Source organism: Pseudomonadales bacterium (assembly GCA_041395665.1).
Taxonomy (GTDB): domain Bacteria; phylum Pseudomonadota; class Gammaproteobacteria; order Pseudomonadales; family UBA7239; genus UBA7239.
This window is the reverse complement of sequence record JAWLAB010000002.1, coordinates 18,166-43,181: the sequence shown is the minus strand read 5'-3', so window position 1 is coordinate 43,181 and position 25,016 is coordinate 18,166. Positions and strand designations below refer to the sequence as shown.

Annotated in this window: 24 protein-coding genes, 1 tRNA gene and 1 pseudogene; 15 read left to right on the top strand and 11 right to left on the bottom strand. The window is 50.7% G+C overall.

Annotation, left to right across the window (positions count from 1 at the left end; translation table 11 throughout):
• Positions 1-3 precede the first annotated feature (3 nt).
• The 3 genes from R3E63_02605 to R3E63_02595 all read right to left on the bottom strand — a co-directional run bounded on the left by R3E63_02605 (position 4) and on the right by R3E63_02595 (position 1,831).
• Positions 4-96, bottom strand: a tRNA-Ser gene (locus R3E63_02605).
• Positions 97-227: 131 nt separating this feature from the next.
• Positions 228-473, bottom strand: a complete 246-nt coding sequence (gene csrA / locus R3E63_02600) for a carbon storage regulator CsrA (GenBank protein ID MEZ5538852.1) — start codon at positions 471-473, stop codon at positions 228-230.
• A 137-nt stretch (positions 474-610) separates the two neighbouring features.
• Positions 611-1,831: an aspartate kinase gene (locus R3E63_02595; protein ID MEZ5538851.1), complete on the bottom strand. Its 1,221-nt coding sequence runs from the start codon at positions 1,829-1,831 to the stop codon at positions 611-613.
• A 155-nt stretch (positions 1,832-1,986) separates the two neighbouring features.
• Between R3E63_02595 and R3E63_02590 the strand changes: the two genes are divergently transcribed.
• Positions 1,987-3,468, top strand: coding sequence for an FAD-dependent oxidoreductase (locus R3E63_02590; GenBank protein MEZ5538850.1), 1,482 nt, complete (start codon positions 1,987-1,989; stop codon positions 3,466-3,468).
• Between the two features lie 60 nt (positions 3,469-3,528).
• On the opposite strand, the gene cofD is transcribed toward R3E63_02590, so the two are convergent.
• From cofD to npdG, 3 genes are read right to left on the bottom strand one after another with little or no spacing between them, the layout of a single operon-like run.
• A complete protein-coding gene (cofD, locus tag R3E63_02585; GenBank protein ID MEZ5538849.1) occupies positions 3,529-4,485 on the bottom strand; it encodes a 2-phospho-L-lactate transferase in 957 nt (318 codons plus the stop codon).
• Positions 4,482-5,249, bottom strand: coding sequence for a coenzyme F420-0:L-glutamate ligase (gene cofE, locus R3E63_02580; GenBank protein ID MEZ5538848.1), 768 nt, complete (start codon positions 5,247-5,249; stop codon positions 4,482-4,484). The genes cofD and cofE overlap by 4 nt, the downstream gene beginning before the upstream one ends.
• Before the next feature lie 10 nt (positions 5,250-5,259).
• Complete coding sequence (gene npdG / locus R3E63_02575) at positions 5,260-5,931, bottom strand: NADPH-dependent F420 reductase (GenBank protein MEZ5538847.1); 672 nt, start codon at positions 5,929-5,931, stop codon at positions 5,260-5,262.
• Between the two features lie 99 nt (positions 5,932-6,030).
• Here npdG and R3E63_02570 point away from each other — a divergent pair, with 99 nt between their 5' ends.
• From R3E63_02570 to R3E63_02525, 10 genes and pseudogenes are all read left to right on the top strand, one after another.
• A complete protein-coding gene (locus tag R3E63_02570; GenBank protein ID MEZ5538846.1) occupies positions 6,031-7,044 on the top strand; it encodes a hypothetical protein in 1,014 nt (337 codons plus the stop codon).
• Positions 7,045-7,054: 10 nt separating this feature from the next.
• A complete protein-coding gene (locus R3E63_02565; protein MEZ5538845.1) occupies positions 7,055-7,849 on the top strand; it encodes a carbon-nitrogen hydrolase family protein in 795 nt (264 codons plus the stop codon).
• 33 nt (positions 7,850-7,882) lie between these two features.
• Positions 7,883-9,271, top strand: a complete 1,389-nt coding sequence (locus R3E63_02560) for a DEAD/DEAH box helicase (GenBank protein MEZ5538844.1) — start codon at positions 7,883-7,885, stop codon at positions 9,269-9,271.
• A gap of 33 nt (positions 9,272-9,304) precedes the next feature.
• Positions 9,305-10,882 (top strand): peptide chain release factor 3, encoded by a 1,578-nt coding sequence (locus R3E63_02555; protein ID MEZ5538843.1) that lies wholly within the window; start codon positions 9,305-9,307, stop codon positions 10,880-10,882.
• Positions 10,883-10,994: 112 nt separating this feature from the next.
• Positions 10,995-11,285, top strand: a complete 291-nt coding sequence (gene raiA, locus R3E63_02550; protein MEZ5538842.1) for a ribosome-associated translation inhibitor RaiA — start codon at positions 10,995-10,997, stop codon at positions 11,283-11,285.
• Positions 11,286-11,344: 59 nt separating this feature from the next.
• The gene (locus R3E63_02545; GenBank protein MEZ5538841.1) at positions 11,345-12,640 is read left to right on the top strand and encodes an ATP-binding protein; all 1,296 of its coding nucleotides are present in this window, start codon (positions 11,345-11,347) and stop codon (positions 12,638-12,640) included.
• Positions 12,637-13,173 (top strand): response regulator transcription factor, encoded by a 537-nt coding sequence (locus R3E63_02540; GenBank protein ID MEZ5538840.1) that lies wholly within the window; start codon positions 12,637-12,639, stop codon positions 13,171-13,173. The genes R3E63_02545 and R3E63_02540 overlap by 4 nt, the downstream gene beginning before the upstream one ends.
• A gap of 71 nt (positions 13,174-13,244) precedes the next feature.
• On the top strand, positions 13,245-14,567 hold the full coding sequence (locus R3E63_02535; protein MEZ5538839.1) for a homoserine dehydrogenase: 1,323 nt from the start codon (positions 13,245-13,247) through the stop codon (positions 14,565-14,567).
• Position 14,568: 1 nt separating this feature from the next.
• Positions 14,569-15,977: pseudogene (thrC, locus tag R3E63_02530) on the top strand (threonine synthase).
• A 318-nt stretch (positions 15,978-16,295) separates the two neighbouring features.
• A complete protein-coding gene (locus R3E63_02525; GenBank protein ID MEZ5538838.1) occupies positions 16,296-17,645 on the top strand; it encodes a hypothetical protein in 1,350 nt (449 codons plus the stop codon).
• Positions 17,646-17,649: 4 nt separating this feature from the next.
• Here R3E63_02525 and R3E63_02520 read toward each other — a convergent pair whose 3' ends face one another.
• Positions 17,650-18,114: a nitroreductase/quinone reductase family protein gene (locus R3E63_02520; protein MEZ5538837.1), complete on the bottom strand. Its 465-nt coding sequence runs from the start codon at positions 18,112-18,114 to the stop codon at positions 17,650-17,652.
• A gap of 12 nt (positions 18,115-18,126) precedes the next feature.
• Positions 18,127-18,795, bottom strand: coding sequence for a ribulose-phosphate 3-epimerase (gene rpe / locus R3E63_02515; GenBank protein MEZ5538836.1), 669 nt, complete (start codon positions 18,793-18,795; stop codon positions 18,127-18,129).
• Between the two features lie 80 nt (positions 18,796-18,875).
• On the opposite strand from rpe, the gene R3E63_02510 reads away from it, so the two are divergent.
• The 3 genes from R3E63_02510 (at position 18,876) to R3E63_02500 (ending at position 21,151) form a co-directional block, all read left to right on the top strand.
• Complete coding sequence (locus R3E63_02510) at positions 18,876-19,046, top strand: hypothetical protein (protein ID MEZ5538835.1); 171 nt, start codon at positions 18,876-18,878, stop codon at positions 19,044-19,046.
• Between the two features lie 1,191 nt (positions 19,047-20,237).
• Positions 20,238-20,648: a hypothetical protein gene (locus R3E63_02505; protein ID MEZ5538834.1), complete on the top strand. Its 411-nt coding sequence runs from the start codon at positions 20,238-20,240 to the stop codon at positions 20,646-20,648.
• The gene (locus R3E63_02500) at positions 20,564-21,151 is read left to right on the top strand and encodes a hypothetical protein (protein ID MEZ5538833.1); all 588 of its coding nucleotides are present in this window, start codon (positions 20,564-20,566) and stop codon (positions 21,149-21,151) included. The genes R3E63_02505 and R3E63_02500 overlap by 85 nt, the downstream gene beginning before the upstream one ends.
• On the opposite strand, the gene gnd is transcribed toward R3E63_02500, so the two are convergent.
• On the bottom strand, positions 21,129-22,052 hold the full coding sequence (gene gnd / locus R3E63_02495) for a decarboxylating 6-phosphogluconate dehydrogenase (GenBank protein MEZ5538832.1): 924 nt from the start codon (positions 22,050-22,052) through the stop codon (positions 21,129-21,131). The two genes, R3E63_02500 and gnd, sit on opposite strands and share 23 nt — an antisense overlap.
• Positions 22,053-22,082: 30 nt before the next feature.
• Complete coding sequence (locus tag R3E63_02490) at positions 22,083-23,084, bottom strand: folate-binding protein (protein ID MEZ5538831.1); 1,002 nt, start codon at positions 23,082-23,084, stop codon at positions 22,083-22,085.
• Between the two features lie 37 nt (positions 23,085-23,121).
• Between R3E63_02490 and R3E63_02485 the strand changes: the two genes are divergently transcribed.
• Entirely contained in the window at positions 23,122-23,370 is a 249-nt protein-coding gene (locus R3E63_02485) for a succinate dehydrogenase assembly factor 2 (GenBank protein ID MEZ5538830.1), read from the top strand.
• Positions 23,371-23,382: 12 nt separating this feature from the next.
• Here the strand turns inward: R3E63_02485 and nadB are convergent, their stop codons facing one another.
• On the bottom strand, positions 23,383-25,005 hold the full coding sequence (gene nadB / locus R3E63_02480; GenBank protein MEZ5538829.1) for an L-aspartate oxidase: 1,623 nt from the start codon (positions 25,003-25,005) through the stop codon (positions 23,383-23,385).
• Between the last annotated feature and the right edge of the window lie 11 nt (positions 25,006-25,016).

Here is a 25,016-nt window from a genome sequence, read left to right as displayed (position 1 = left end):
AAATGGCGGAGAGAGAGGGATTCGAACCCTCGATCAGGCTTTTGACCCGATACTCCCTTAGCAGGGGAGCGCCTTCGGCCTCTCGGCCATCTCTCCAGAGGGGCGGCATGATAGCAACAAGTTGATGCCATTCAAAGCAGACAAAACAAAAATTGAAGTTGAGCATCCGTGCTCATCGACAGCACACACAAAACTTCAGGCGCGAGGCCTGAAGCAGTGTTCAGGGATTAACGATTGCCGTGGCTATCGTGGCCGTAATCGTCATCATCGTAAGAGGGTTTGCTGTAGCTGCTAGCACCGCCACCTTGTTTCTCTTGCTGAATGCGTTGATAAATTTCTTCGCGATGAACTGAAACATTTTTCGGTGCATTGATGCCAATACGCACTTGATTGCCTTTAACACCCAATACAGTCACGGTGACATCATCACCAACCATCAGGGTTTCGCCGATACGACGCGTTAAAATAAGCATAACGATATCTCCATGTTAATGCGGCGAACATAAATGGATTCGCCAAAATCAGCAGACAGGGTAACGATACTCCTTTGTTACCGTGCTGCCAGTGTTTTACCTCGGGAGAGCAAAATCCGAGGAAGTCTAAATATTTACTACGCCTTTTCTAGTTCAAAAGCCTCGTGCAGTGCGCGCACGGCGAGCTCCATGAACTTTTCTTCGATCACCACGGAAATTTTGATTTCTGAAGTGGTGATCATCTGAATATTGATATTGTGTGCAGCTAGAGCTTGAAACATTTTGGCGGCAACGCCTGCGTGTGAACGCATACCTACGCCAACGATGGACACTTTAGCTATCTTGTCATCTTGGACGACTTCGCGCGCACCAAGTTCCTTCGCCAACTTTTCCAAAATGGCAGCTGTCTTTGTCATTTCACTTTTGGCGACGGTGAAAGTGAAATCGGTGGTGTTGTCCGCCGCAACATTCTGCACGATGACATCCACTTCAATATTGGCTTCGCTAACAGGGCCGAGAATGCGCGAGGCAATGCCGGGTTTGTCGGGTACGCCGCGCACGGTCAACTTGGCGTCGTCGCGAGTGAAGGCAATACCAGAAATAATGGGGTGTTCCATGGTGGATTCATCCTCAAGAGTGATCAGCGTGCCGGGGCCGTCTTGAAAACTGTGCAGCACGCGCAGGGGGACATTGTATTTACCGGCGAATTCAACCGAGCGAATTTGCAGCACTTTAGAACCGAGGCTCGCCATCTCCAGCATCTCTTCAAAAGTGATGCGGCTCAGGCGGCGCGCTTCTGGCACGACGCGAGGATCCGTGGTGTAAACGCCATCGACATCAGTGTAGATCTGGCATTCGTCGGCTTTCAGCGCAGCAGCGAGCGCAACGCCCGTGGTGTCTGAGCCGCCGCGACCGAGCGTAGTGATGTTGCCGTTTTCATCGACACCTTGGAATCCAGCGACCACAACAATGCGACCCGCCGCTAAATCTGCACGGATGTTTTGATCGTCGATATGCTCGATGCGTGCTTTATTAAAAGAACTATCAGTCAGGATGCGTACTTGTGTGCCGGTGTAAGAACGCGCATCCACCCCGCGTTTTTTTAGCGCCATCGACAGCAAGCCAATCGTGACTTGCTCACCGGTAGAAACGATGACATCCAATTCACGCTGATCAGGTGGATCAACAATCGATTTGGCGAGCGCAATTAAGCGGTTGGTTTCGCCGCTCATGGCAGACACAACCACGACTAATTGATGCCCTTGTTGATGAAACTTCACCAGTTTGTCAGCAACAGCCTCAATGCGCTCCACCGAGCCCACCGAAGTGCCACCAAATTTTTGAACCAAAAGACTCATGTCGAACTCGGCATGGAGGGAAATATAAAGAGGCGAGCATTAAACAATAAAGCCATAGGAAAGTTAAGCGCGGTTGCCCGCAACACAAGGTGCGCAGTACAGCGAAAAGCCTTGGTATCATGCGGGTTTTCCCATCACCACAGCGAGATTGCACCATGAGTGAAGCGCGTTTTAGCCCCGCCCGTTCTGTTCTGCTGAAAGATGTCCCGCAGTGGGATTTTGAAACCGATGTCGCCGTGGTCGGTTTTGGTGGCGCGGGTGCTTGCGCGGCATTGGAAGCGGCAGACGCCGGTGCCGATGTCATGATTTTTGAATTGGCGAGCGCGAGTGGCGGTTCGACAGCGATGTCATCCGGTGAAGTGTATCTCGGTGGCAACGGCGGTACGCGCGTACAAAAAGCCAGCGGTTTTGAAGATTCCACGGAAAACTTTTTCAATTTTTTGATGGCTTGCCATAACCCGCAAGCGGACGCAGCCAAAGTGCGCGCCTATGCTGAAGGCGCGGTTGATCACTTCAATTGGCTAGTGGCGCGCGGCGTGCCGTTCAAAGATTCTTTTTTGGATAAACGCGCCATCGTTGCTTTAACAGATGACGGTTTGCTCTACACCGGCAATGAAAAAGCGTGGCCGTTTCGCGATATAGCAAAACCCGTGGCGCGCGGTCACAACTTGCAAGTGGAAGGCGATAATGGCGGTCCGTTATTGATGAAAATTCTCACGGAAAATGTCGAGCAGAAAAAAAATATTCGCGTGCATTACGACACGCGCACCCTGTGTTTGATTGCCGATGAGCAGGGCGCGGTGCACGGCATCGTTGTGCGTATCGACATGCAAGAGCGTTTTGTCAAAGCGCGCAAAGGCGTGGTGTTGTGCGCAGGCGGTTTCATCATGAATCGCGAAATGCTGCAAAAGTACGCGCCAAAATTGTTGCGTGGCAATATTCCCATCGGCAATCCGGGCGACACTGGCAGCGGTATACAAATGGGTATCAGCGTGGGTGGTGCAGCCATCAATATGCACGAAGGTTTTATGACGATTCCGTTTTATCCGCCAGGCAATATGACTTACGGCATTTTTGTCAATGCGATGGGGCAGCGTTTTATCAATGAAGATGCCTATCACGGTCGCGTCGGTACTTACGCTGCGCAGCAGCCGGGCGATCGTTTGTACATGATTGTTTCGGTAGAAGATTACGGCAATGTCGATCGCAAACCGTTTTTTAATGGCGATATTGTTGGCACTGGAGAAACGCCAGAAGAGTTGGAACAGGAACTCGGTTTTTCGCCTAATTCACTCGCGCACACCATCAATTTTTACAACGAACACGCCGCAAAAGGTGAAGATCCTTTATTTCATAAATCGGCGCAGTGGTTGAAACCGATGCTGCCACCATTAGTGGCGTTAGATGCCACACCAGAGCGCGGCGCAATTTTTCCCTGCTTCACACTCGGCGGTTTAGATACGCTGCCTTCTGGCGAAGTGTTGCGCGCGGATGGCTCGGTGATCCGCGGGCTTTACGCCGCAGGGCGCACAGCAGCGGGTGTGCCACGACGCGGCGACGGTTATGGCAGCGGTATGTCAGTGGGCGATGCCACTTTTTCAGGGCGCATGGCGGGTAAAGCGGTAGCAGCACAATGAAAATGAATACTTGTACTACACAATGCTTAGAAAAAAGTTTGCCGATGATTGAGCATTAAATTAGCAAGCGCCGAGCAGGTTTTTTGCTAACCCAATCTTATCCGCATCACTGCGCATCAAAGTTTTGAACACCGTGACGTGGATTTTTTCTGCTCGTAAGATTTCAGTATCTTGCGCATCGCAGTCATCAATCACCAGTATGCCCAATAAATCACGGTAAAAATCGGCGATGCTGAATGAATCGGTGGCGATTTGCATTTCCGCCATCATTTTTGCGGTGGGGCCTTTCACGGCTTGCCCGCCAATCAATGGTGAAACCACAGTAATTTTTTCGCGCTGAGTTTGCAGCAGCGCACGCAGTTCCGGCACGGCCAAAATAGGCGCGATGCTGAGCCAAGGGTTGGACGGGCAGATGATGATGTGGGTGAGTGCGTGATCGGTTAACGCAGCGCGCACTTCATCGGACATCTGTGCATTGTTTGCCTGCTGATAACGCACGCCGCGCACAACAGGTTTGCACTGTTCGCGCACAAAATAATGTTGAAACGCGAGTGTGCTTTGTTCTGTATCTACCAGTGTTGGTTGTGCTGTGTCGCACATTGGTAATATGCGATGTGTAATGCCCAACGCGCTGCTCAATTGCGCAGTCACTTGCGTGAGTGTTTTGCCGCTGGCGAGTAGCTGCGTGCGAAAAAAATGCGTGGCGAGATCTTTATCGCCTAAACGAAACCAAGTTTCTCCGCCCAATTGTTCGAGTGCCGCCATGCACTGCCACGACTCGTCTTGCAACCCCCAGCCGAGTTCGCGGTTGTTGCGATGGGCGAGGGTATACAACACGGTGTCGATATCGGGCGAAATGTGTAAACCCAAATGTTCAAAATCATCGCCAGTGTTGACGATGAGCGTGAGTTGTTCTGGCGATAAAACTTGCGCCAAGCCCCATGCCAATTTTGCACCGCCAACACCGCCACACAGCGCAATAACTTTGCCTGTTTTTTTCAATGAGGCATCGCTCACCGAAACATATCCTCGTGAGGTTTGCGCAGCAGTGTTTGTATGGATGCGTTTTCATTCGCTTGCCACTGCGCGCCGCGCAATAGCACTACGGGTGAGCCTTCGCCCGCTTGCCCCATCAACAGTGAAGCCGCTGCCGCCATTTCATCGGCGATACCCACTTGCGTAATTTCCAGTGTGCGACCAAATAAATCCGGCGCGCCGCGTAAATCCAATAAAGGCTCAATGCCGGCGACGCCAATGGCAATGCCGCAAGTGCCGAGTCGCCACGCGCGACCAAAACTGTCGTTGATGATGACGGCGATTTGCGCGCCGTAGTGTTGTTGTAATGCTGCGCGTAATTGCTGTGCGCTGGCATCGGGGTTTTCTGGCAGCAGCAAGGCCGTTTCTGAATCGCTGTTGTCGGGCAAGTTGGATTGATCAATGCCGGCGTTGGCGTGCACGAATCCCAGTTTGTGTTCGACCACGATTGAACCAAAACGATGGCGCAAAACGCGATTAGATTCTTGCAGCACCAATTCCACTAAACGCGCATCTTTGCCGGTTTCTTGCGCGTAGCGTTCGGCGTCTGCAGAAGGAATAAAAGTATTGAGTTGGCGATAGCGATTTTCAGCTTTGGAAACAATTTTCTGTGCGATGACGAGAATATCGCCATCGCGCAGCGTGTGTTGATTATGTTGCAGGGATTGCACAATGTGCGCTGCGATATCATCCTCTGGTTTGATCAGTGGAAAATCGCGCAGCGCAAACAGTTGCAGTGAGCTCATAGCAATAAACTCATGCGCCCACTTCGCCGGTGATGGTGATGCCTGCACCGCCTGCAATTTTGTAGCGTTTGTTCATAAAAATTAAAACGGAAGTCAGCGCTTCCGTCGCAGCGGAGTTGGCGAGAGGACCTGCGTGCCATGCTTTCATGCCAGCGGCTTGCGCGATTTGCACCACGGTTTCGCGTGCATCAACATCATCGCCCGTCACCAACACATCGCAGTGAATATCGTGTGCATCATTGAGATGCGCCGCAGCGATATTTTGAAACGCAGAAACCACGCGCACATTGTCACCGAGTGTTTGTTGTGCAATCACACCGGCAGAACCTTCGGCGGGCAGTTGCACGGTGGCGACTTTGGGTGGTTTCAGTGACACGGTGACATCAATAAAAATTTTGCCTTGTACCGATTCGCGAATCACCGCGAGTGTGTCTTGTTGATGCGAAAAAGGTACCGTCATGCACACGATGTCTGCTTTGGCAGCGGCGGCGCTGTTCTCCATGCCTTCAACATTGGCACCGGCAACGCGCGCTTTCATCGCGGTGGCAGCTTCGGCTGCGCTCTCTGCTTTGCGCGAGCCAATCACCACATGGTAGCCTGCTCTAACCCAGCGAAAAACCAGACCGGTGCCTAAGTCGCCCGTGCCGCCCACCACTGCAATTACAGGTTTTTTCTCACTCATGTTGCCATCCTCGTCAGTTCATCAAACAGTGCGCCATCATAGCGATGAACCCCGATGCGTCACCAGTGGGCTTCCCCACTTGGCAGTGGCTCTCGTTTTATGGCTCTGCGCACAATGAACCTCTCGGTGAGTTCGTTCAATTTGTGCAATTTGCAGTTGCCCAGCAAGCAAATGTTTGGCGAATTTTCGTGGACGCCCGCGCAGTATCAAAAAAAAGTCGGTTGGACGGCAGAGCAGTTGCGCGCGCAGCCAGCCAGCATCATGGCGTTTCAAGAAGTGTGGAGTGCAAAAGCCTTACACGATGTTTTTGCTACAGCAGGTTTAGCAGAACAGTATCAATTGCTGTGTCACGATGGCGAAGAAGAGATGCAGGTCGCCACGGCTGTGCATCGCGATTGGGAAATCATCAGCGCGGAATGGATCACCGATTTCCCCAGCAGTTTAGATTGGCGCAGTGAAGACGCGCGCTATCGTATGGCGGTTGGTATTCAACACTTTTCGCGCCCGATTTTGAAATTGCGCTTGCGCAATGCCGATGCGCGCACGCTGACTGTTTTTAACGCGCATTTGAAATCGCGCCGACCGATTTCACCGAGTGATGATCGCTATTACGGCGCACCCGCCGACAGTTGGTTGGATATCGGTCGCGCTCTATCGGGTATGCGTCGCTTGGCAGAAGCAGCGGTGTTGCGCGTGTTGGTCAATCAGCAATTGATACAATCCAATGATGCGGTGATCGTGGCGGGCGATTGCAATGATCGCCACCCCAGCGGCGTCACCGATTTGCTGAAAGGTGATGTGCGTTTTCGTCGCGGAGCGAATAATCGCAGTGGCCGGCGCGCCGATTGGGGTTTGTATCATTTATTGGATTTAGACAACGGCGCTGAACGCATCGACGAAAAAAAATACGCGACTTTTTATGGCGATGATGAAGCTTTGGCGCTCGATCATTTATTTTTTTCGTGGCATTTTCATCATCGCGCCGCCGATAGCCGTTGGCGTTTGCAAGAGTGGTCATTGCGCAGTGCGCACTTGGGCGTCAATAAACCGCATGTCAGCGATCATGCGATGGTGGTGGCGAATTTTCATGCCAAAACGACAGCAAAGAAGTGAGTTTGTGACGATGAAGTTGGCCGCCATCCAAATGATTTCCACACCGGTCGTAGCGGAAAATATCACCACGATGCAGCGCTTGGTGCGTGATGCTGTTTCTCGCGGCGCGCAGTTAGTTTTACTGCCGGAATATTGGTCGATCATCGGTATGCACGAGCGCGATAAAGTGGCACAGGCAGAAGCGTTTGGCGACGGTGTAATGCAAACTGCTATGCGTGAAATGGCGCAGCAACACGACATTTGGTTGATTGGCGGCACGATACCCTTGCAATCACCAGAAGCAGAAAAAGTGCTGAACACGACGCTTGTGTTTAATCCGCAAGGCGAATGCGTTGCTCGCTATGACAAAATGCACTTATTCGGTTTTCAGCAGGGCATAGAGTGTTACGACGAATCGCGCACGATTACGGCGGGTGATGCAGTCGGTTTTTTTGAAGCGCCTTTTGGTCGTGTGGGGCTTTCGGTTTGTTACGATTTGCGCTTTACTGAATTGTTTCGCGCATTGGGTGATTGTGCGCTGCTGGTTGTGCCTTCGGCGTTCACTTACACCACAGGGCTGGCGCATTGGGAAGTGTTGTTGCGCGCCAGAGCCATCGAAAATCAGTGTTATGTGTTAGCGGCGGCGCAGGGCGGCGTGCATCGCAACGGTCGCCACACTTGGGGTCACAGTATGTTGATCGACCCTTGGGGTGAGGTGTTGTCGGTATTGCCGCAAGGTGAAGGGTTTGTGATGGGTGAGTGGCAGTCTTCGCGCATGGCGGAAGTGCGCGCGCAGTTGCCGGCACTCACGCATCGTCGTTTGTGATTTTTTTGATTGCGTTTTTCTATTGAGTGATTTATGAATTTTTCTGAATTGGCATTACACGAACGCTTGTTAAAAGCGATTGAGACTTTGGGTTTTTCTGAAGCGACACCCGTGCAGCAAGAAGCTATTCCTGCTGCCTTGCAGGGCAGTGATTTGCGTGTGATGGCGCAAACCGGCAGCGGTAAAACAGCCGCGTTTGTGTTGCCGATGTTGCACCACCTCCTGCAAGACGCGAAACCGCGCACAGCTACGCGTGCGCTGATTTTATTGCCGACACGCGAGTTGGCACAGCAAACGCTGAAGCAAGTGGAATTGTTGGCGCAGTTCACTTTTATCAAAGCGGCACTGATTACCGGCGGTGAAGACTACAAAAAACAAGCAGCGAGTTTACGCAAAAATCCCGACATCGTGATCGGCACGCCGGGGCGTTTGTTGGAGCAGCGCAATGCAGGCAATTTGGAGTTGCAAGATTTGGAAATCTTGGTGTTGGATGAAGCGGATCGCATGCTGGACATGGGCTTTAGCGAAGATGTGTTGCAGTTGATTGAAGCGAGTAACGCCGAGCGGCAGACACTGTTGTTTTCCGCCACCAGTAATGGCGCGCTGTTTGATTTGGCGGCAAAAGTGATGCGCGAGCCGCAAGTGCTGCGTTTGAATCCTGTCAGTCAAATGAACAGTGCCACGGTGCAGCAAGTCGTCCCTGCGGATGATGCGAAACACAAAGAAAAAATTGCACTGTGGTTGCTGGCGAACGAGCCGTATGAAAAAGCGATTATTTTTACCAACACACGCGATCAAGCCAATCGTTTGGGCGGCGTGTTAATCGCTGCGCACAAGGCGGGCAACAGCACAGCGAAAGTGTTTGTGTTACACGGCGATAAAGATCACAAAGATCGCAAGCAAGCGGTGTCGCGACTCAATCAAGGTCACATCAATGTGTTAGTGGCAACCGATGTCGCGTCACGCGGTTTAGATATTGAAGGCATGGATTTGGTGATCAACTTTGATATGTCGCGTCGCGGTGATGATTATGTGCATCGTGCGGGCAGAACAGGTCGCGCGGGTAATGCCGGTTTGGTGGTGTCGCTGATTACGGCACAAGAATGGAATTTGATGGTCAGCATCGAACGCTATTTGAAACAAGTGTTTGAACGACGCATCATCAAAGAAATGAAAGGCAGTTTTCTCGGCCCCAAAAAATTGAAAGCATCGGGCAAAGCAGTCGGCAGCAAAAAGAAAAAACCTGATAAGAAAAAAACCGATAGCAAAACAGCAGATAAAAAAGCAACAGAAAAAAAATCCAGCGCCAGTAAAAAATCAGCGCCGAAAAAGCCAAGTGCAGCCAAGCCTAAACCTGCGCCCAATGCGGCTGAAAGCAAGCCGCGCGACGGTTCGGCGCCGCTGCGGCGCAAGTCTGTATAATCGCCGCCCGCCTTATTTTGCCTGACTGCCGTTATGAGCCTGCGTGAAGACATCGACCTGCGCCGCACCTTTGCGATTATTTCGCACCCGGATGCCGGTAAAACCACTATCACCGAAAAGCTGTTGTTATTCGGGCAGGCAATTCAGGTCGCCGGTTCGGTCAAAGGCAAGAAGGGTGATCGCCACGCGACATCGGATTGGATGACGATGGAGCAGGAGCGCGGTATCTCGGTCACATCCTCAGTGATGCAGTTTCCGTACAAAGGAAAAACCGTCAATTTGTTGGATACGCCGGGGCACGAAGATTTCTCGGAAGACACTTACCGCACACTGACGGCGGTGGATTCGGTGTTGATGGTGATTGACGGCGCGAAAGGTGTTGAAGATCGCACGATTAAATTGATGGATGTCTGTCGTTTGCGCGACACGCCGATACTCACTTTCGTCAACAAAATGGATCGCGATACGCGCGACCCGATGGAAGTGCTCGACGAAGTGGAAAATGTTTTGCACATCAAAGTTGCGCCTATCAATTGGCCGCTGGGCATGGGCAAAGAATTCAAAGGCGTTTACAACTTGTACACCGATACCGTGCATGTGTATCAGCAGGGATTTGGTCACACTATTCAAGACGATGTGCAAATTAAAGGTATCGACAGTGATGAATTTTCTAAACTGCTCGGCCCTTATGCGGATGATGTGCGCAGTGAAATTGAATTGGTGCGCGGCGCGGCACATGAATTTAATTTGGAAGAATATTTAGCCGGTACTTTAACGCCAGCATTTTTCGGCACAGCACTGGGAAATTTTGGCGTGCGCGAAATGTTGGATGGTTTTGTCGAATGGGCGCCCGCGCCGCAATCGCGCGCCACTGAAACGCGGGTGATTGATCCGCACGAAGAAAAGTTTTCCGGTTTTGTTTTCAAAATCCAAGCGAATATGGACCCCAAGCACCGCGATCGCATCGCGTTCATGCGTATTTGTTCTGGCAGTTACACGCAGGGCATGAAAATGCAGCATGTGCGCATCGGCAAAGATATTCGTATCGCGGATGCCGTGACTTTTATGGCGGGTGAACGCGTATTGGTGGAAGAGGCGCTGGCGGGTGACATCATCGGCTTGCACAATCACGGCACGATACAAATTGGTGACACTTTTACTAGCGGCGAACACTTGCGCTTTACTGGTATTCCGCATTTCGCACCGGAATTGTTTCGCCGTATCCGCTTAAAAGATCCCTTAAAAGCCAAGCAGTTGCAGAAAGGTTTGCGGCAGTTGTCAGAAGAAGGTTCGGTGCAAGTTTTTATGCCACTGAACAACAACGATTTGATTGTCGGCGCGGTGGGTGTGTTGCAGTTTGAAGTCGTCGCGTATCGTTTGAAGGATGAGTACAAAGTCGAATGCGTATACGAGAATATCAATGTGTATACCGCACGCTGGTTGACTGCCGAAGACCCAAGAAAGCTGGAAGAGTTCCGCTTAAAAACCCACGAAAATTTAGCGATAGATGGCGGTGATCACCTCACTTATTTGGCGCCTACGCGCGTGAATTTGGCGCTGACCGAGGAGCGTTGGCCCGATATTCGCTTCCGCGCTACGCGTGAACATTGAAGAATCAACGAGTTGGCAAATATTGCTAAAAACACTGCATAAAGTTAGTTGACTGTTTTTTTTTCTGTCGTACAGTGGAGGTGCAGTACACAGGAAATCACAGGAGAGTCTTATGCAGTTGAATATCAGTGGTCACCATGTTGAAGTAACTCCCGCCCTTAAAGATTATGTCAGCAGTAAATTAGAGCGACTGGATCGTCACCACGACAAAATTACGGGCGTTGATGTCACCATGACAGTTGATAAGATGGAGCAGAAAGTTGATGCCCGCGTATTCCTGAGCGGTGCGGATTTTTTTGCGGATGCAATTGGTAGTGATATGTACGCCGCGATTGATTTGTTGGTCGATAAATTGGATCGCCAGCTGATCCGCCATAAAGAAAAACTGAAGTCTCATCGTTAATTGCAAGCCTTCCGCTCCCAGCGCCTTTGCTGGGAGCATCTACATACCGTCCCACCCCTATGCTTTTTCCGCAATCTTCTTCTACACCCGATACCACCGACTCTTTGCAGCAGTTGCAAGTGTTGCGTGCGTTGGTGTGGCTGGCGCAGTTGGTTAGCCTGCTACTGGGGAGGCAATGGCTCAGTGTGGTGCAATTCCGTGTGCTGTTTGGCTTGCTGGTGATAAGCGGTTTAGTGTGGCTGGTTGGGCACTGGCGCTTGCGACGGTTTTTACAGTGCGGGCAGATGCCGGATGAGCGCGAATTTTTGCTGCAGTTGTTTATTGATTGCGCCGTGTTGGCAGGTTTGCTGTATGTCGCAGGCGGCGCGACCAATCCGTTTGTCTCTTATTTTTTAGTGCCAATTGCGCTGGCGGCGGCGACACTGCCGCGCCATTTCACGGCGCTGCTAACGGCGTTCTGCCTGCTGGCTTCCGGCCTGCTGATGTTTTATTACATGCCGCTGCAGGCGCTGTCGCCCATGACAATGACGATGCCTGAGCATCGCGGTCATGCAGACAGCGGTATGAGTCTGCATGTGATGGGCATGTGGCTCAATGTCGGCATCAGCGCAGTGTTGATCACTTATTTTGTGACTTCGATTGCTGCGACGGTGCGCCGCCAACGCGAAGCGATCAACCGTCTGCGTGAACAGCAGTTGATGGATGAAAACATCCTCACTGTGGCGACGCTGGCAGCGAGTACGGCGCATGAAATGGGTACGCCTTTGTCTAGCCTCGCTGTGCTGTTGGGTGATCTAAAAAGCGAGTACGCGCAGGATGCGGCGCTAGCTGCGGATTTACAGTTGATGGCAGAGCAAGTGGCACGCTGTCAGCAATCGTTACAACAATTGGCAGATACCGCGCGTGAGCATCAGCGCGGCGGTGAACGCTGGCAGCCCATCGCAGAATGGGTGGAGCGATTACTGCGCAATTGGCAGTTATTGCGGCCGGAAGCACAGGCGGCATTTACCGTGCAAGCGGGCGAGCCCTGCCGTGTGGCGTGGTCTTTGGTGGTGGAGCAGGCGGTGATCAATGTGCTGAACAACGCGGCGGATGCGGGCAGCCAGTTACAGGTGCAAGTGCAGTGGGATGAGCAGGCTTTGCGCATTGAGATTGCCGATGACGGCCCCGGCATCGATGAGCGCATCACCAGCAAACGCGCACAGGTTAAAGCCAGCGAGAAAGGCATGGGGCTGGGCTTGTTGTTATCGCACGCCAGTTTGGAGCGCGCGGGCGGCACGCTGTCTCTGCAAACGCGCCCTGAGGGAGGCACGCTGACGCGCATCGTGTTGCCGTTGATGGGAAGTGCGGTATGAGTGATGCGTTGGACATCCTATTGGTGGAGGACGACGAAGTATTTGCCAGCGTGTTACAGCGCTCGTTAACGCGGCGCGGCCATCGCGTGCAGTGGGCGGCAGATGTGGCGGCGGCACAGCAGTGCATCACGAAGCAGCATTTCTCGCACGCCATTCTGGATTTGAAATTGGCGCAGGAATCCAGCCTGCCGCTGATTCCGCTGCTACTACAAGCCAATCCTGCCATGCAGATTTTGATCTTGACCGGCTACGCCAGTATTCAAACGGCGGTGCAGGCGGTGAAACTCGGCGCGGTGAACTACCTGTGCAAGCCTGCGGACACTGACAGCATTTTGCACGCGCTTTTGCATCCCTCCGCCAACGAAGAAACGCCGCTGGCGGAAAATCCGCTCTCGGTGGATCGCTTGGAGTGGGAGCACATTCAACGGGTATTGGCGGAGCACGAGCAAAACATTTCTGCCACCGCGCGCGCACTTGGTATGCATCGCCGCACCCTGCAACGCAAGCTCGCTAAGCGACCAGTCTCTCGCTAAATGGCGCACTGAACACAGCCTCGCCGACTGCCCTGCGCTACAATGCGCGGTTCCTGTTGTGAGGTTTTATCGTGAAAAAAGTAACTGTGGGTCTGTGTGGCCTCGGCACCGTGGGTGGCGGCGTTTTGAATGTGATGCAACGCAATGCTGCGCTGATCAATGCGCGCGCGGGCTGTGAAGTGAACATTGTGCATGTGGGTGCGCGCCGCGACCGCGAAGGTTGCGATACTTCAAATGTCACGCTGAGCCGCGATATTTTTGCGGTGTTGGAAGATCCCAAAGTCGACATCATTGTCGAATTGATTGGCGGCACGGATGTGGCGCGCGATTTGGTGTTGAAAGCCATCGCTAACGGCAAACATGTCGTCACTGCGAACAAGGCATTAATTGCACATCACGGCGCAGAAATTTTTGCTGCGGCGGCAGAAAAACAAGTTGCGGTTGCGTACGAAGCGGCAGTGGCAGGTGGCATTCCTATCATCAAAGCCTTGCGCGATGGTTTGGTCGCCAATCGCATCGAGTGGCTCGCGGGCATCATCAACGGCACCACCAATTTTATTCTCACCGAGATGAGCACCAAGGGCAGCGCGTTTGCCGATGTGTTGAAAGAAGCGCAGCGTTTAGGTTACGCCGAGGCAGATCCCACTTTTGATGTGGAAGGCATCGACGCCGCGCATAAATTGGTGATACTCGCATCTATCGCGTTTGGCATGCCGCTGGAAATTAAAAAAATTTACACCGAAGGCATCACAAACATTACGCAAGAAGATATTCGTTCAGCGAGTGAATTGGGATACAGCATTAAGCATTTAGGTATCGCGCGCGAAACCGAAAAAGGCGTGGAGTTGCGTGTCAATCCAACGCTGGTGCCAGACGATAGTTTGATGGCGCAAGTGAGTGGTGCGAAAAATGCCGTGATGGTGATGGGCGATGCTGTCGGTCCTACGCTGTACAACGGCGCGGGTGCGGGCGGTGAGCCTACGGCATCAGCCGTGATTGCCGATATTGTTGATGTGGCAAGAGCTATCTCACATGACAAAACTAAATACGAACACCACTTGCCTGTGCCGTACATGGGCTTTGTGCCTTCAGCCATCAAAGCGCGCCATATTTTGCCGATAGATGAAGTGCAATCCGCGTATTACTTGCGTGTGGTGGTGATGGATAAGCCAGGGGTGATGTCGGCTGTTACGCAATTATTGAGCAACGCAGGTGTCAGTATCGAAGCAATTATTCAAAAAGAACCGCAGCGCGGCAGTACACAAGTGAGCATCGTGTTGATCACGAATGTGGTGCAAGAAAAAGCGATCAACAGCGTGATCGCCGATATCGAAACTAAAGATTTTGTGGCGGAAAAAGTTGTAAAACTGCGCGTAGAAACATTGGGAACTTGAGATGAAATACATCAGTACGCGCGGCCAAGCGCCTGCGCTCAATTTTGAAGAAGTATTGTTGACCGGTTTGGCTTTCGATGGCGGTTTGTATGTGCCGGAAACTTATCCGCAATTTTCTGCCGCAGAAATTGCTTCGTGGAGTGGTCTGCCTTACAGCGAAGTTGCGATCAAAGTCATTTCGCCTTTCGTTGCTGGCTGCATTCCACAAGCAGAGTTGGAAGCCATTATTCGCGACACCTACACCACATTTCGTCATCCCGCTGTAACACCCTTGGTGCAGCTCAATAGCAATGAATGGGTGTTGGAATTATTTCACGGCCCCACGCTGGCCTTTAAAGATGTGGCGTTGCAATTGCTCGGTCGTTTACTGGATGCGGTGTTAGCCAAACGCAAAGAGCGCGTAGTAATTATGGGTGCGACTTCCGGTGATACCGGTTCAGCGGCGATTGAAGGTTGCCGCCGTTGCGACAATATCGATATTTTTATTTTGCATCCGCATCAGCGCGTGTCGGATGTGCAGCGCAAACAGATGACAACCGTGCTCGCGCCCAATATTCACAACATCGCAGTGCAAGGCAATTTTGATGATTGTCAGCAGATGGTGAAAGATTCGTTTGCCGATCAATCTTTCTTAAAGGGTAAGCCACTGGTTGCAGTGAACTCGATTAACTGGGCGCGCATCATGGCGCAAGTGGTGTATTACTTTTATGCTGCTGTGCAATTAGGTGCGCCGCATCGCGCGATGCAATTTTCCGGACCGACGGGCAACTTCGGCGATATTTTTGCCGGCTATGTTGCCAAGCGTATGGGGTTGCCGATAGAGCGGTTGATTATCGCTACTAATCGCAACGATATTTTGCATCGTTTCATGAGTGGCAATCGTTTAGAGAAAACGGAATTGATGCACACGCTGTCACCCAGCATGGACATCATGATCTCCAGCAACTTTGAGCGCATGTTGTTTGAATTGCACGATCGCGATGGCGCGGCGATTGCACAATTGATGGACGATTTCAAAAACGGTGCGGTGTCGATTGATGCCAACCGTTTCGCTAAAGCGCGCGAATTGTTTGCCAGTTTGGCGGTGAATGACGAGCAAACTTGCCAAACCATCGCGCAAGTATTGGCGGAAAGTGAATATCTGCTGGATCCGCATTCCGCCATCGGTGTGCAAGCGGCGCGCCAGTGTCGCAGCAGCAAAGATTTGCCGGTGATTACATTAGCGACGGCGCATCCGGCGAAATTCCCAGAAGCGGTGCGCAAAGCAGGCTACTCGCAAGATCCGCCACTGCCATCGAACACATGAGTGATTTGTTTGCGCGCGAAGAACGCTGCACGGTATTGCCAAAAGATTTACAGGCCGTGCAGCAATTTATGACGGCAAACATTACGAGCATAAAGTGGACATGATGCAGCGCAGTGAGACAGGGAGTCGTTCTGCGCAAACTGCCGCTACTGCTTTAAGCAAGTCTTTGCGGTTGTTTGGTTGGCTGCTGGCCCTGTTTATTGGCAGTGGCTGGCGCACAGCGATGGCATTTCGGCGAAATGTGGGACACGCTGCCTGCATTTCGTCAGCTCGGTGAGTTAAGTTTTCGCTGCCGGCATTGCCCAAGAACTGCTGCGTAAATACGCGTTGGTACATATTTTCGCGGTACCAAAATTATTCTTCTGGATTGATTTGCGTGGTTTGGCGCGTCTGGGCGCTTTATCCGCGTCGCTTCTTTTGTGGTGTCTTTCACTTGCTCGTGGTGTTTGTGGCGTATCGCGCTGCATGATTTTCAACGACCCATCGCCTGCACAGTGCTCGCGTTATTGTTGTTTTTTAATCCACTGCAAGCATATGTGATTAATTGGGAATTTCAGCTTCAGCACTATCTGTCTGTATTTTTTGCGTTGACGGCATTTATGGTGATTTGGGAATCGCCAAAAAAACTATGGCTGTCATGCTTGTTTTTGATGCTCTCATCATTTTCTTCTGGCTCAGGTATCGCCGCAATTGCCGCTTTTCTATTCTTTTTGTTGGCGCAATGGCTGAAAGGAGAGAGGCCATCGACATCAGTTGTAGCTAGTTTAGGTGTTTTTATATTGTTGATGGTTTGGTTGCTGATTCCAGAGGCTGATGCCAGTCAAATCATACAGAAACATAATTCTTTTTTTTGGCATGCACCTAATTTGTTACTGCAGTATTTGGCTTTTCCCTTTAGTGCTTTCGGCGACTTCCGCTGGCTTGGTATCTTGATTGCTATTTCTGCTGGGCATAGTGCATGGCGCTGTTTGATTACTCGTAACGGCAATTTGTCTGACTGTATTTTGATTTTATTTTTTTCAGTGGCGGGTGTGATTGCTGTTGGTCGTTATAAATGGATGGGGCTAGATGCTGATGTGTCCCGCTTTTATATGTATATCGCACCGCTGTGGTTTTTCTCTGGTTTAAAGTTGCTAGAAACAAACAAAAGCTTTCTTTCTGCCATTGTTGTTTTGATGGTTGCGGGGATATTGGCTGTTAGCTTGTCAGCTTGGGCTTTACTAGGAAATTACGCCAATAAAATGGAGATGGCCAAGGTTGTGGCGTTGAATGGCAATATGCAGCATCTGTCGCGCTTGCGTGAGGATGTGTTGCGCAGTTTGCCGGCGACACTGGAAAACAGCCGCGAGTATCTGCGTGCGCAGCAGATGGATATTTATTACCAGTTGCGAACATCTGTTGTGCCAACAGATGTGGTGTGCAGCGCGCATCTTGTGCGTCAAACCCCGACAACGCGCAATACTTTTGTCGATTACATTCTACAAGAAGATTTAGGCAATACAGAAAAAATCGCCAAAATCTATTTAGCGGATCAGCAAGGGGCTATTCAGTATTACGGCACAGCTTTTGCCGCGCAAACACATATTGCAGGCTGGAATATCGCGCTGCGTGAAGTGCGTTTCAGTGATTGGTCGCTGCTACTGCCTGTGCAATGGTTGTCGTTGGCGCAGCGGCAGTTATTTGTGCATTTGCCGCGCGCTGTCGATCCTGTGAGTTTGCAGTGGTGGGGTGAGGATCACGGTGGTGGTTTGTGCCGATTGGTGATTGATTGACCAGTTAGCGTGGTTCAAGAATAAACAAGGGAATATGGCGCACACCTTCGGTACGAGCGCGGTATTCGGCGAAATCCGCGTAGATATTGGTTAGTTTGGGCCACAGATCTTTTCCTTCTGTTTCAGTGGCGATGCGTGCAATCATCGGACGGTTGCGCGAGCCGATTTGAATTTCACAAGTGGGCGTTTTCTTTAGGTTATGCATCCATAACGGTGCTTTAGACATACCACCCTTTGATGCTGCAATCACTACGGTTTCGCCCTGCTCTAAAAATAACAAGGGCGTGCGTCGAATTGCGTCGGATTTATGTCCGGTGCTGGTGAGAATGGCCACGGGGGCACCTAGAAACCGATTCCACACACGACCACCTGTGGCGCGGTACACGGCAACCTGCCACTTGCCGATATTTTTAATCAGCCAAGTGCCAAATTTTTCCTGTTTTTCACTGTAGGGTTTGATCGCTTTCATGTTTTGTTCTCCTCAAATAGCCGCCAATGCTGTGCGCATGGCATCGATCACGGTTTTGTAGTCGGGTTTGCTAAAAATGGCAGAGCCGGCGACAAAAGTATCCGCACCCGCTTGCGCGATTTCTGCGATATTTTTTTCGCTCACACCGCCGTCCACTTCCAAACGAATATCAAAGCCGCTGTTGTCGATCAGTGCGCGCACTTCGCGCAATTTTTCCAGTGTGGTTGGAATAAATGATTGTCCGCCGAAGCCTGGGTTTACCGACATCAATAAAATCATGTCGAGTTTATCCATCACATATTTCAAGCAGTCGGGTGAAGTGGCTGGATTCAGTACTAAGCCCGCTTTGCAGCCACCGCTGCGCACTAATTGCAACGAGCGGTCGATGTGTTCGGAGGCTTCTGGGTGAAAAGTAATATAGCTCGCACCCGCTTCAATAAAATCACCGATGATGCGATCAACGGGCTTCACCATTAAATGCACATCGATGGGTGCAGTCACGCCATAATTGCGCAGCGCTTTGCACACCATCGGGCCGATGGTGAGGTTGGGCACATAGTGGTTGTCCATCACATCAAAATGCACCACATCGGCACCAGCGGCTAATACTTTGTCGACTTCCTCGCCGAGGCGTGCAAAGTCAGCGGAGAGAATGGACGGGGCAATCCAGAAATTACGCATGGGAGCGGTCTCGTGTGTTCGATAGAAAGTAGCATTCTACCTGTAGATAGCGTTAAAACATTCAATCAAAGGAGGTCTGTGTGCTCAAGTCTCAAGTGTTGCGTTCGTTGCCGCTCAGTGCAGCGAGTGGCTTGGTGGTGTTGGAGCGCTATTTTTTTGTGGTTGCTGATGACGATCTGCATCTGTATGTATTAGCTGTGAAGATAAGATGGCAAGTGCAAGAAAAATTTGGATTGATCCGCGTACGATAATAAAGTGGTCGCCAAGCCAATCAAAAGCGATATCGGAAAATTTTGTGCCAAAGCTCCGGAATGGTAATAACTATCTGTACTACTAGCATGGCAGCTAAGAGCAATAAAGGAAAAAGTATCGTCGGTAATTCGACAAGCTAAACAGATGGCAATGGTGCCAGGCAATAAATTAAGTATTTGATAGTTCCACCAGAAGTTTGGCATGTAAATCAGCATGATGGAGAAGATGGCAGCAAAATCTATGCTTACTCCGATAGGATCATTTGTATTCTGGTGTTAACATGCGTGCTGCGGTTATGGCTAGAAGAACAATTGCCGTGTGTGTGAATAATTGAGGGAAGTCTGGTCGGATGTTGGGGCAGAGTCATCGTATAAGGGATTAACATGTAATAGAAATATTTTCTGAGTTGGAAACACCTTCCTGCATTAGTACGGGAACACGCTTAAAAAGTAGAAAGTGTGTTCACTCCATTCAAGCATCGGTAGGGTTAATGCAAGAGTACAGGCAACACCAAGACAGGCACCAGCTAAAGAGCGCCATCGTCCGGATAATATAAAAAGAGGAAGCATGAACAATGTGTATACTTAATGCGGCGGTTATTCCGATCCAAAAGCCACATCGAAAGTCTTTGTTTTTGATGAAATCTGAAATGCTAGCGAAAGCATCAAAAGGATATAGGGTTCGAGTTGTAGGCGGTAAGCATTTTGGCGGAAGTAGTCATTGGCAAACAGTATGTACAGATAATGCTAATGAGCATCCATGAGTAATGGTTGGATGAGACTTTGCTGCAGCGATAGGTGACAATAAATGCTGCAAACCAACAGAGAATTTGTAACAGCCATCCAATGTGGTTGAGGGTTGCACAGATAGCCCTGTTGCAGACCTGCAGCTAGCAGAGTGCCATACAGTGGAGGGTACTGTATGTGCTCCAGGGCCGTAGAGTGATACTCTTTCATACAGCAGTCCGGATTCCAGCATTTTTTTAGCCTGTTCGGTAAAAAATGAAAATCAAGATAGCTACCTACAGCCTCATTATTGACAAAAGATCGAGATAAATTGCCGTAAGTGAAACAAACAGCAAGGTTAGGTAGAGCACTGATTTACTCAGGGATAATGTAATGGAATTCATATGTCTCCGGTTTCTGTATGCGTCATATCCATTCATCGGCAGTATTTGCCAGAAATCGCGCATGGCGTCATCCGTTGGGGTGATGGAGCCTGTATTCTACTCGCAGAAGTGGGCCGAACGAAAAGAGGTGTGGCAATTGATTGCAGCGCAAGTCGTTCGCAGCTTGCCGCTCAGTGCAGCGAGTGGTTTAGTGATACAGGGGCAATATTTTTATGTAGTGGCGGACGCGCTGCACCTTGGCATGTTTCGTTTGGATGACGGAATATTTTCAGCCACTGCGTTTGTAGTGGAATGCCGCCGAGAAAAAGCGCGCAAAGCAGCAAAACCAGATTTTGAATCTCTGCTGTTGTGGCCTGGTGTGGATTATCCTTTCGGCGCTTTGTTGGTGTGGCAGGTTCAACAAACAGTCAACAGGCTGTGTTACTGCCGTTTGATGAACAGACTGCGTTGTCGAATACAGCAATTATTTTGAATTTGGCACCTCTGTATGCAGCTCTGTCATTGGCAGACTGCAATATCGAAGGCGCGGTGGTGTGCTGTGAAAATATGGTGCTGTTGCAGCGCGGCAATCAACAGCAGGGCAGTGCATTACTTATTGTTTCTTTGGAAGATTTTTTGACAAGTGATGCTGCTGTCTTTGCGAAAAAACCGCCACAAATGATTCCTGTGTCTTTGCCAAAAATAAATGATGTGCCTTTAACTTTTACCGATGGCGCGTTGTTATCAAACGGAAATATTTTATTTTCTGCAGTAGCAGAAGCGACCAACGACAGCTACAACGACGGTGCTTGCATGGGCACAGCGATTGGCGAAATCACAGCGTGCGGTGAATTGCTTCGCTGTGAAATACTGCAAGAAATTCACAAAATTGAAGGGATCGCCATTGCTCAGGATGGTTTATTGGCTGTCACTGATGCAGACGATCCTGATATTGCCGCGCTGCTGCTAATAATTACTTTTCCGCTTGATGCGTGATGGCGTGACCGCCAAAACCTGCGCGCATTTTTACCAGCATTTTTTCGCCAAAATCACTTTTGCCTTGGCTAGCAAAACGCATCATTAATGCGAGGCTCATCACGGGTGCTGGAATGCCTTGTTCAATGGCTTCTAGCGCTGTCCAACGACCTTCGCCAGAATCGGCAACGATGGGTGCAATGTCATCGAGTTGTTGATCGTGTTTTAGAAAATCGCCACACAAATCCAATAACCAACTGCGCACCACGCTGCTGTGTCGCCACAATTCAGCAATCGCAGCAATATCGAGCGAAAACTCTTCGCGCGCTTTTAATACGGAAAAGCCTTCGGCAAACGCTTGCATCATGCCGTACTCAATGCCGTTGTGAACCATTTTGGTGAAATGTCCGCTGCCAGTAGGCCCCGTGTGCAGCCAACCGCGATCTACAGCGGGCGCTAAAGTTTGTAATAAAGGCGTGACAATATTGATGGCAGTTTTTTCACCGCCCGCCATGATGCAGTAGCCATTGGCTAAACCCCACACGCCACCGGATACACCGGCATCCACAAAATGTACGCCCGTTTTTTGGATTTGCTCTGCGCGTTGCAGCGTGTGTTTGAACCAAGAATTGGCACCATCAACTAACACATCACCTGCAGAAAGTAGCGGCAACACACTGTCGATATGTTGTTGCGTGGCGTCACCGGCTGGCAGCATCAGCCAAACAATGCGCGGCGAAGGCAATTGTGCAATCAGTTGTTCGATAGAAGTAGTTGCAACTACGCCGCATTCTTGCGCGAGTGCGTCCGTCACGCTGCGGCTGCGATTCAAAGCAATGACATTAACGCCTTGTTGTCGCCAGCGCCGTGCCATATTGCCACCCATGCGACCTAAACCGATCAAACCGACTGTTGTAGCCATTGTGTGCCTCCAGTTTTGTGTTTTCTGGTTTTATTTTTCCGTGATGGAATAAGGTAGCGGCAATACAGCAATGTCGCTGCTGTTTTCAAGAGTGAGTGTGTGTTCAATAGCGTCATGATTGATAACAGCAAGTGCTTGCCACTGTGTGCTGTTGCTGTTTTCTGCGCAGACAATATGTCCCACTGCTTGCGTATTTTCTGCTTGAAAAATGGCGGTATTAGGTATCGGTGTTACACCTGCACCGCCAATACGATACATTGCTTTTTTCAAAATGCCGCGATACTGCATGCGCGCGACAATTTCTTGTCCTGTGTAACAGCCCTTGGTGAAGCTAACGCCATCCAACACTTGCAAGTTCAGCATTTGTGGAATGAATTCTTCAATCGTGTCTGCACGCACGGTGCCGAGGCCTGAGGCAATGTCTAGCCAATTCCAGTAATGGGCATCGCTGGTGAGTGATGCAGACAATGCTTCGTCAAACTGTGTTTGTGAGGCAGATGGAATAATGCAAAGAAAACGCGCTGGATGGCTGTCTATACAAATGGCTGTGCCATTTTCATGGCTGATTTGTGCGAGTGCGGCAGTGGGCGCTGCGCCAAAAATATCGGTGATTTTTTTCGCTGCATTCTCGCCGCTGATACCGCGCAGAATGTATTCGTTCGTTGCATCGCTTAATTTGGCTTTAGAAAAAACGATATATTTTTGTAATGATTTTTGCAGCGCGCTCAGTGTTTCTAGCGGCAGTACAAACAAATAATGCTGCTCGCTGATTTGCAATAAATAAAAACTCGCAACCATGCGACCTTTGTGCGTGCAGTGCGCGCCGCGTCTGGCTTGCTGTGCGGTGACTTCTTGTACATTGCAGGTGAGCTGGCCTTGCAGAAATTTTGCGCTATCGATGCCTTGTATGCTGAGTACGCCGTAGTTGCCATCCAACTGGCTGACAACGCTGTTATTCGCCAGTGCGTTAAAGTCGGCATGTTGAGTGAGGGTATTGGCTGCGGCAGGCATGGGAGTAAATCCGAAAGGTATAATGTGAGCATTAAAAAACTTTCGGGAGCGCGTCGCAATGACGAGTGAACATAATTTTCAGCGTGTGCGTTGGCACAGTCGGCGCGGGTTGCTGGAATTGGATTTGGTATTAGTGCCGTTTGCGGACCAATATTTCCAAACGCTGTCGGCAGCCGATCAAGATGCTTATGTAAAACTGCTTACGATGGAAGATCAGGATTTACTGGCGTGGATGTTAGGGCACGCTAAACCAGCTGAATCCGATATTGCACACATAATAAATCTCATCCGCAGCCGTCGCGGATAAGTGTTGGTGCGTTCAATCTAAACGCACATCCTGCGCGGCAAAATTAGTCGGCACCAAAATCGTGTCGCGCGCAATCGCACTGGTTTCTGGATAGTCGATGTTGTAATGCAAGCCGCGACTTTCGCGGCGCGACATCGCTGAACGAATAATCAATTTTGCGACAATGGCGAGATTGCGCAGCTCCAGAAAATCACTGCTCACGCGGTAGTTGGAGTAGTACTCCAAAATTTCGCGCTGTAACACTTCGACGCGATTCAACGCGCGCTGTAAGCGTTTACAACTGCGCACAATGCCGACATAGTCCCACATGAAACGGCGCAGCTCGTCCCAGTTGTGTGAAATGACTACTGCCTCATCAGAGTCAATAACGCGTGAAGCATCCCAAGCTGGTGCATGGCTCGGTGCGCTCACTTTTTCCCAGCGTTGCGCAATATCGTGTGCCGCAGAACGCGCGTAAACAAAACATTCCAGCAGCGAATTGCTCGCCATGCGATTTGCGCCGTGCAAACCCGTGCAAGAAGTTTCACCGATGGCGTACAAATTGCTGAGATCGGTACGACCGTGTTTATCAACAACTACACCACCGCAGGTGTAGTGTGCGGCGGGTACAACGGGAATCGCTTCGCGGGTGATGTCGATGCCGTATTGCAAACAGTTTTCATACACGGTGGGGAAATGTTCGCGAATAAAATCTGCCGGTTTGTGACTGATATCGAGCAGCACAAAATCAATACCGAGGCGTTTCATTTCGTGATCGATAGCACGCGCCACGATGTCGCGCGGTGCCAATTCCATGCGTTCATCAAAACGCGCCATAAAGCGTTCGCCAGAAGGTAATTTGAGATGCGCACCTTCGCCGCGCAATGCCTCCGTCATCAATAAAGATTTGGCTTTAGGGTGAAATAAACAAGTGGGATGGAATTGATTGAATTCCATATTCGCAACGCGGCAACCTGCGCGCCACGCCATCGCAATGCCATCGCCGGATGCGCTGTCGGGGTTGCTGGTGTATAGATATACCTTGCTGGCACCGCCGGTGGCGAGCACCACAAAACGCGCGTGTATCACTTTGACTGTGTTGTTGTCGCTATCAAAAACATACGCACCTGTGCAGCGCATTTTTCCGCTCACGGCATCGGCCTGTACAATCAAATCAATCGCTAAATGATTTTCAAAAATGTGGATATTTTTTTGCGCCAACGCTTGCTCCGTGAGCGTGCTAGACACTGCGCGCCCTGTGGCATCCGCGCTGTGAATAATGCGCCGCGTGCTGTGGCCACCTTCGCGTGTGAGGTGAAACTCCGTGCCGCCGGGTTCGCGCGTGAAATCCACACCAATATCAATCAACCATTGAATGCTGTCTCGCCCGTTTTCCACGGTAAAACGCACGGCATCTTCGTTGCACAAGCCAGCACCAGCGACGAGTGTGTCGGCGATATGCGCGGCGGTGGAATCGTTACTGTCTAATACCGCAGCAATGCCGCCTTGCGCATAGCGCGTCGAGCCGTCCTGCATTTTGCCTTTGCTGATAACAGCAACGCTGCCTTTATCCGCTAAGTGCAGCGCTAGCGTTAAACCAGCAGCGCCGCTGCCGATCACTAAAACATCGTGGTGTAGGTGTGCAGAGGTGTGCATGATGTGAGAGC

Coding starts and splice junctions, on each gene's coding strand:
- csrA (MEZ5538852.1), bottom strand. CDS start 473: ATGCTTATTTTAACGCGTCGTATCGGCGAAACCCTGATGGTTGGTGAT.
- R3E63_02595 (MEZ5538851.1), bottom strand. CDS start 1,831: ATGAGTCTTTTGGTTCAAAAATTTGGTGGCACTTCGGTGGGCTCGGTG.
- R3E63_02590 (MEZ5538850.1), top strand. CDS start 1,987: ATGAGTGAAGCGCGTTTTAGCCCCGCCCGTTCTGTTCTGCTGAAAGAT.
- cofE (MEZ5538848.1), bottom strand. CDS start 5,249: ATGAGCTCACTGCAACTGTTTGCGCTGCGCGATTTTCCACTGATCAAA.
- npdG (MEZ5538847.1), bottom strand. CDS start 5,931: ATGAGTGAGAAAAAACCTGTAATTGCAGTGGTGGGCGGCACGGGCGAC.
- R3E63_02570 (MEZ5538846.1), top strand. CDS start 6,031: ATGGCTCTGCGCACAATGAACCTCTCGGTGAGTTCGTTCAATTTGTGC.
- R3E63_02565 (MEZ5538845.1), top strand. CDS start 7,055: ATGAAGTTGGCCGCCATCCAAATGATTTCCACACCGGTCGTAGCGGAA.
- R3E63_02560 (MEZ5538844.1), top strand. CDS start 7,883: ATGAATTTTTCTGAATTGGCATTACACGAACGCTTGTTAAAAGCGATT.
- R3E63_02555 (MEZ5538843.1), top strand. CDS start 9,305: ATGAGCCTGCGTGAAGACATCGACCTGCGCCGCACCTTTGCGATTATT.
- raiA (MEZ5538842.1), top strand. CDS start 10,995: ATGCAGTTGAATATCAGTGGTCACCATGTTGAAGTAACTCCCGCCCTT.
- R3E63_02545 (MEZ5538841.1), top strand. CDS start 11,345: ATGCTTTTTCCGCAATCTTCTTCTACACCCGATACCACCGACTCTTTG.
- R3E63_02540 (MEZ5538840.1), top strand. CDS start 12,637: ATGAGTGATGCGTTGGACATCCTATTGGTGGAGGACGACGAAGTATTT.
- R3E63_02520 (MEZ5538837.1), bottom strand. CDS start 18,114: ATGAAAGCGATCAAACCCTACAGTGAAAAACAGGAAAAATTTGGCACT.
- rpe (MEZ5538836.1), bottom strand. CDS start 18,795: ATGCGTAATTTCTGGATTGCCCCGTCCATTCTCTCCGCTGACTTTGCA.
- R3E63_02505 (MEZ5538834.1), top strand. CDS start 20,238: ATGGCGTCATCCGTTGGGGTGATGGAGCCTGTATTCTACTCGCAGAAG.
- gnd (MEZ5538832.1), bottom strand. CDS start 22,052: ATGGCTACAACAGTCGGTTTGATCGGTTTAGGTCGCATGGGTGGCAAT.
- R3E63_02485 (MEZ5538830.1), top strand. CDS start 23,122: ATGACGAGTGAACATAATTTTCAGCGTGTGCGTTGGCACAGTCGGCGC.
- nadB (MEZ5538829.1), bottom strand. CDS start 25,005: ATGCACACCTCTGCACACCTACACCACGATGTTTTAGTGATCGGCAGC.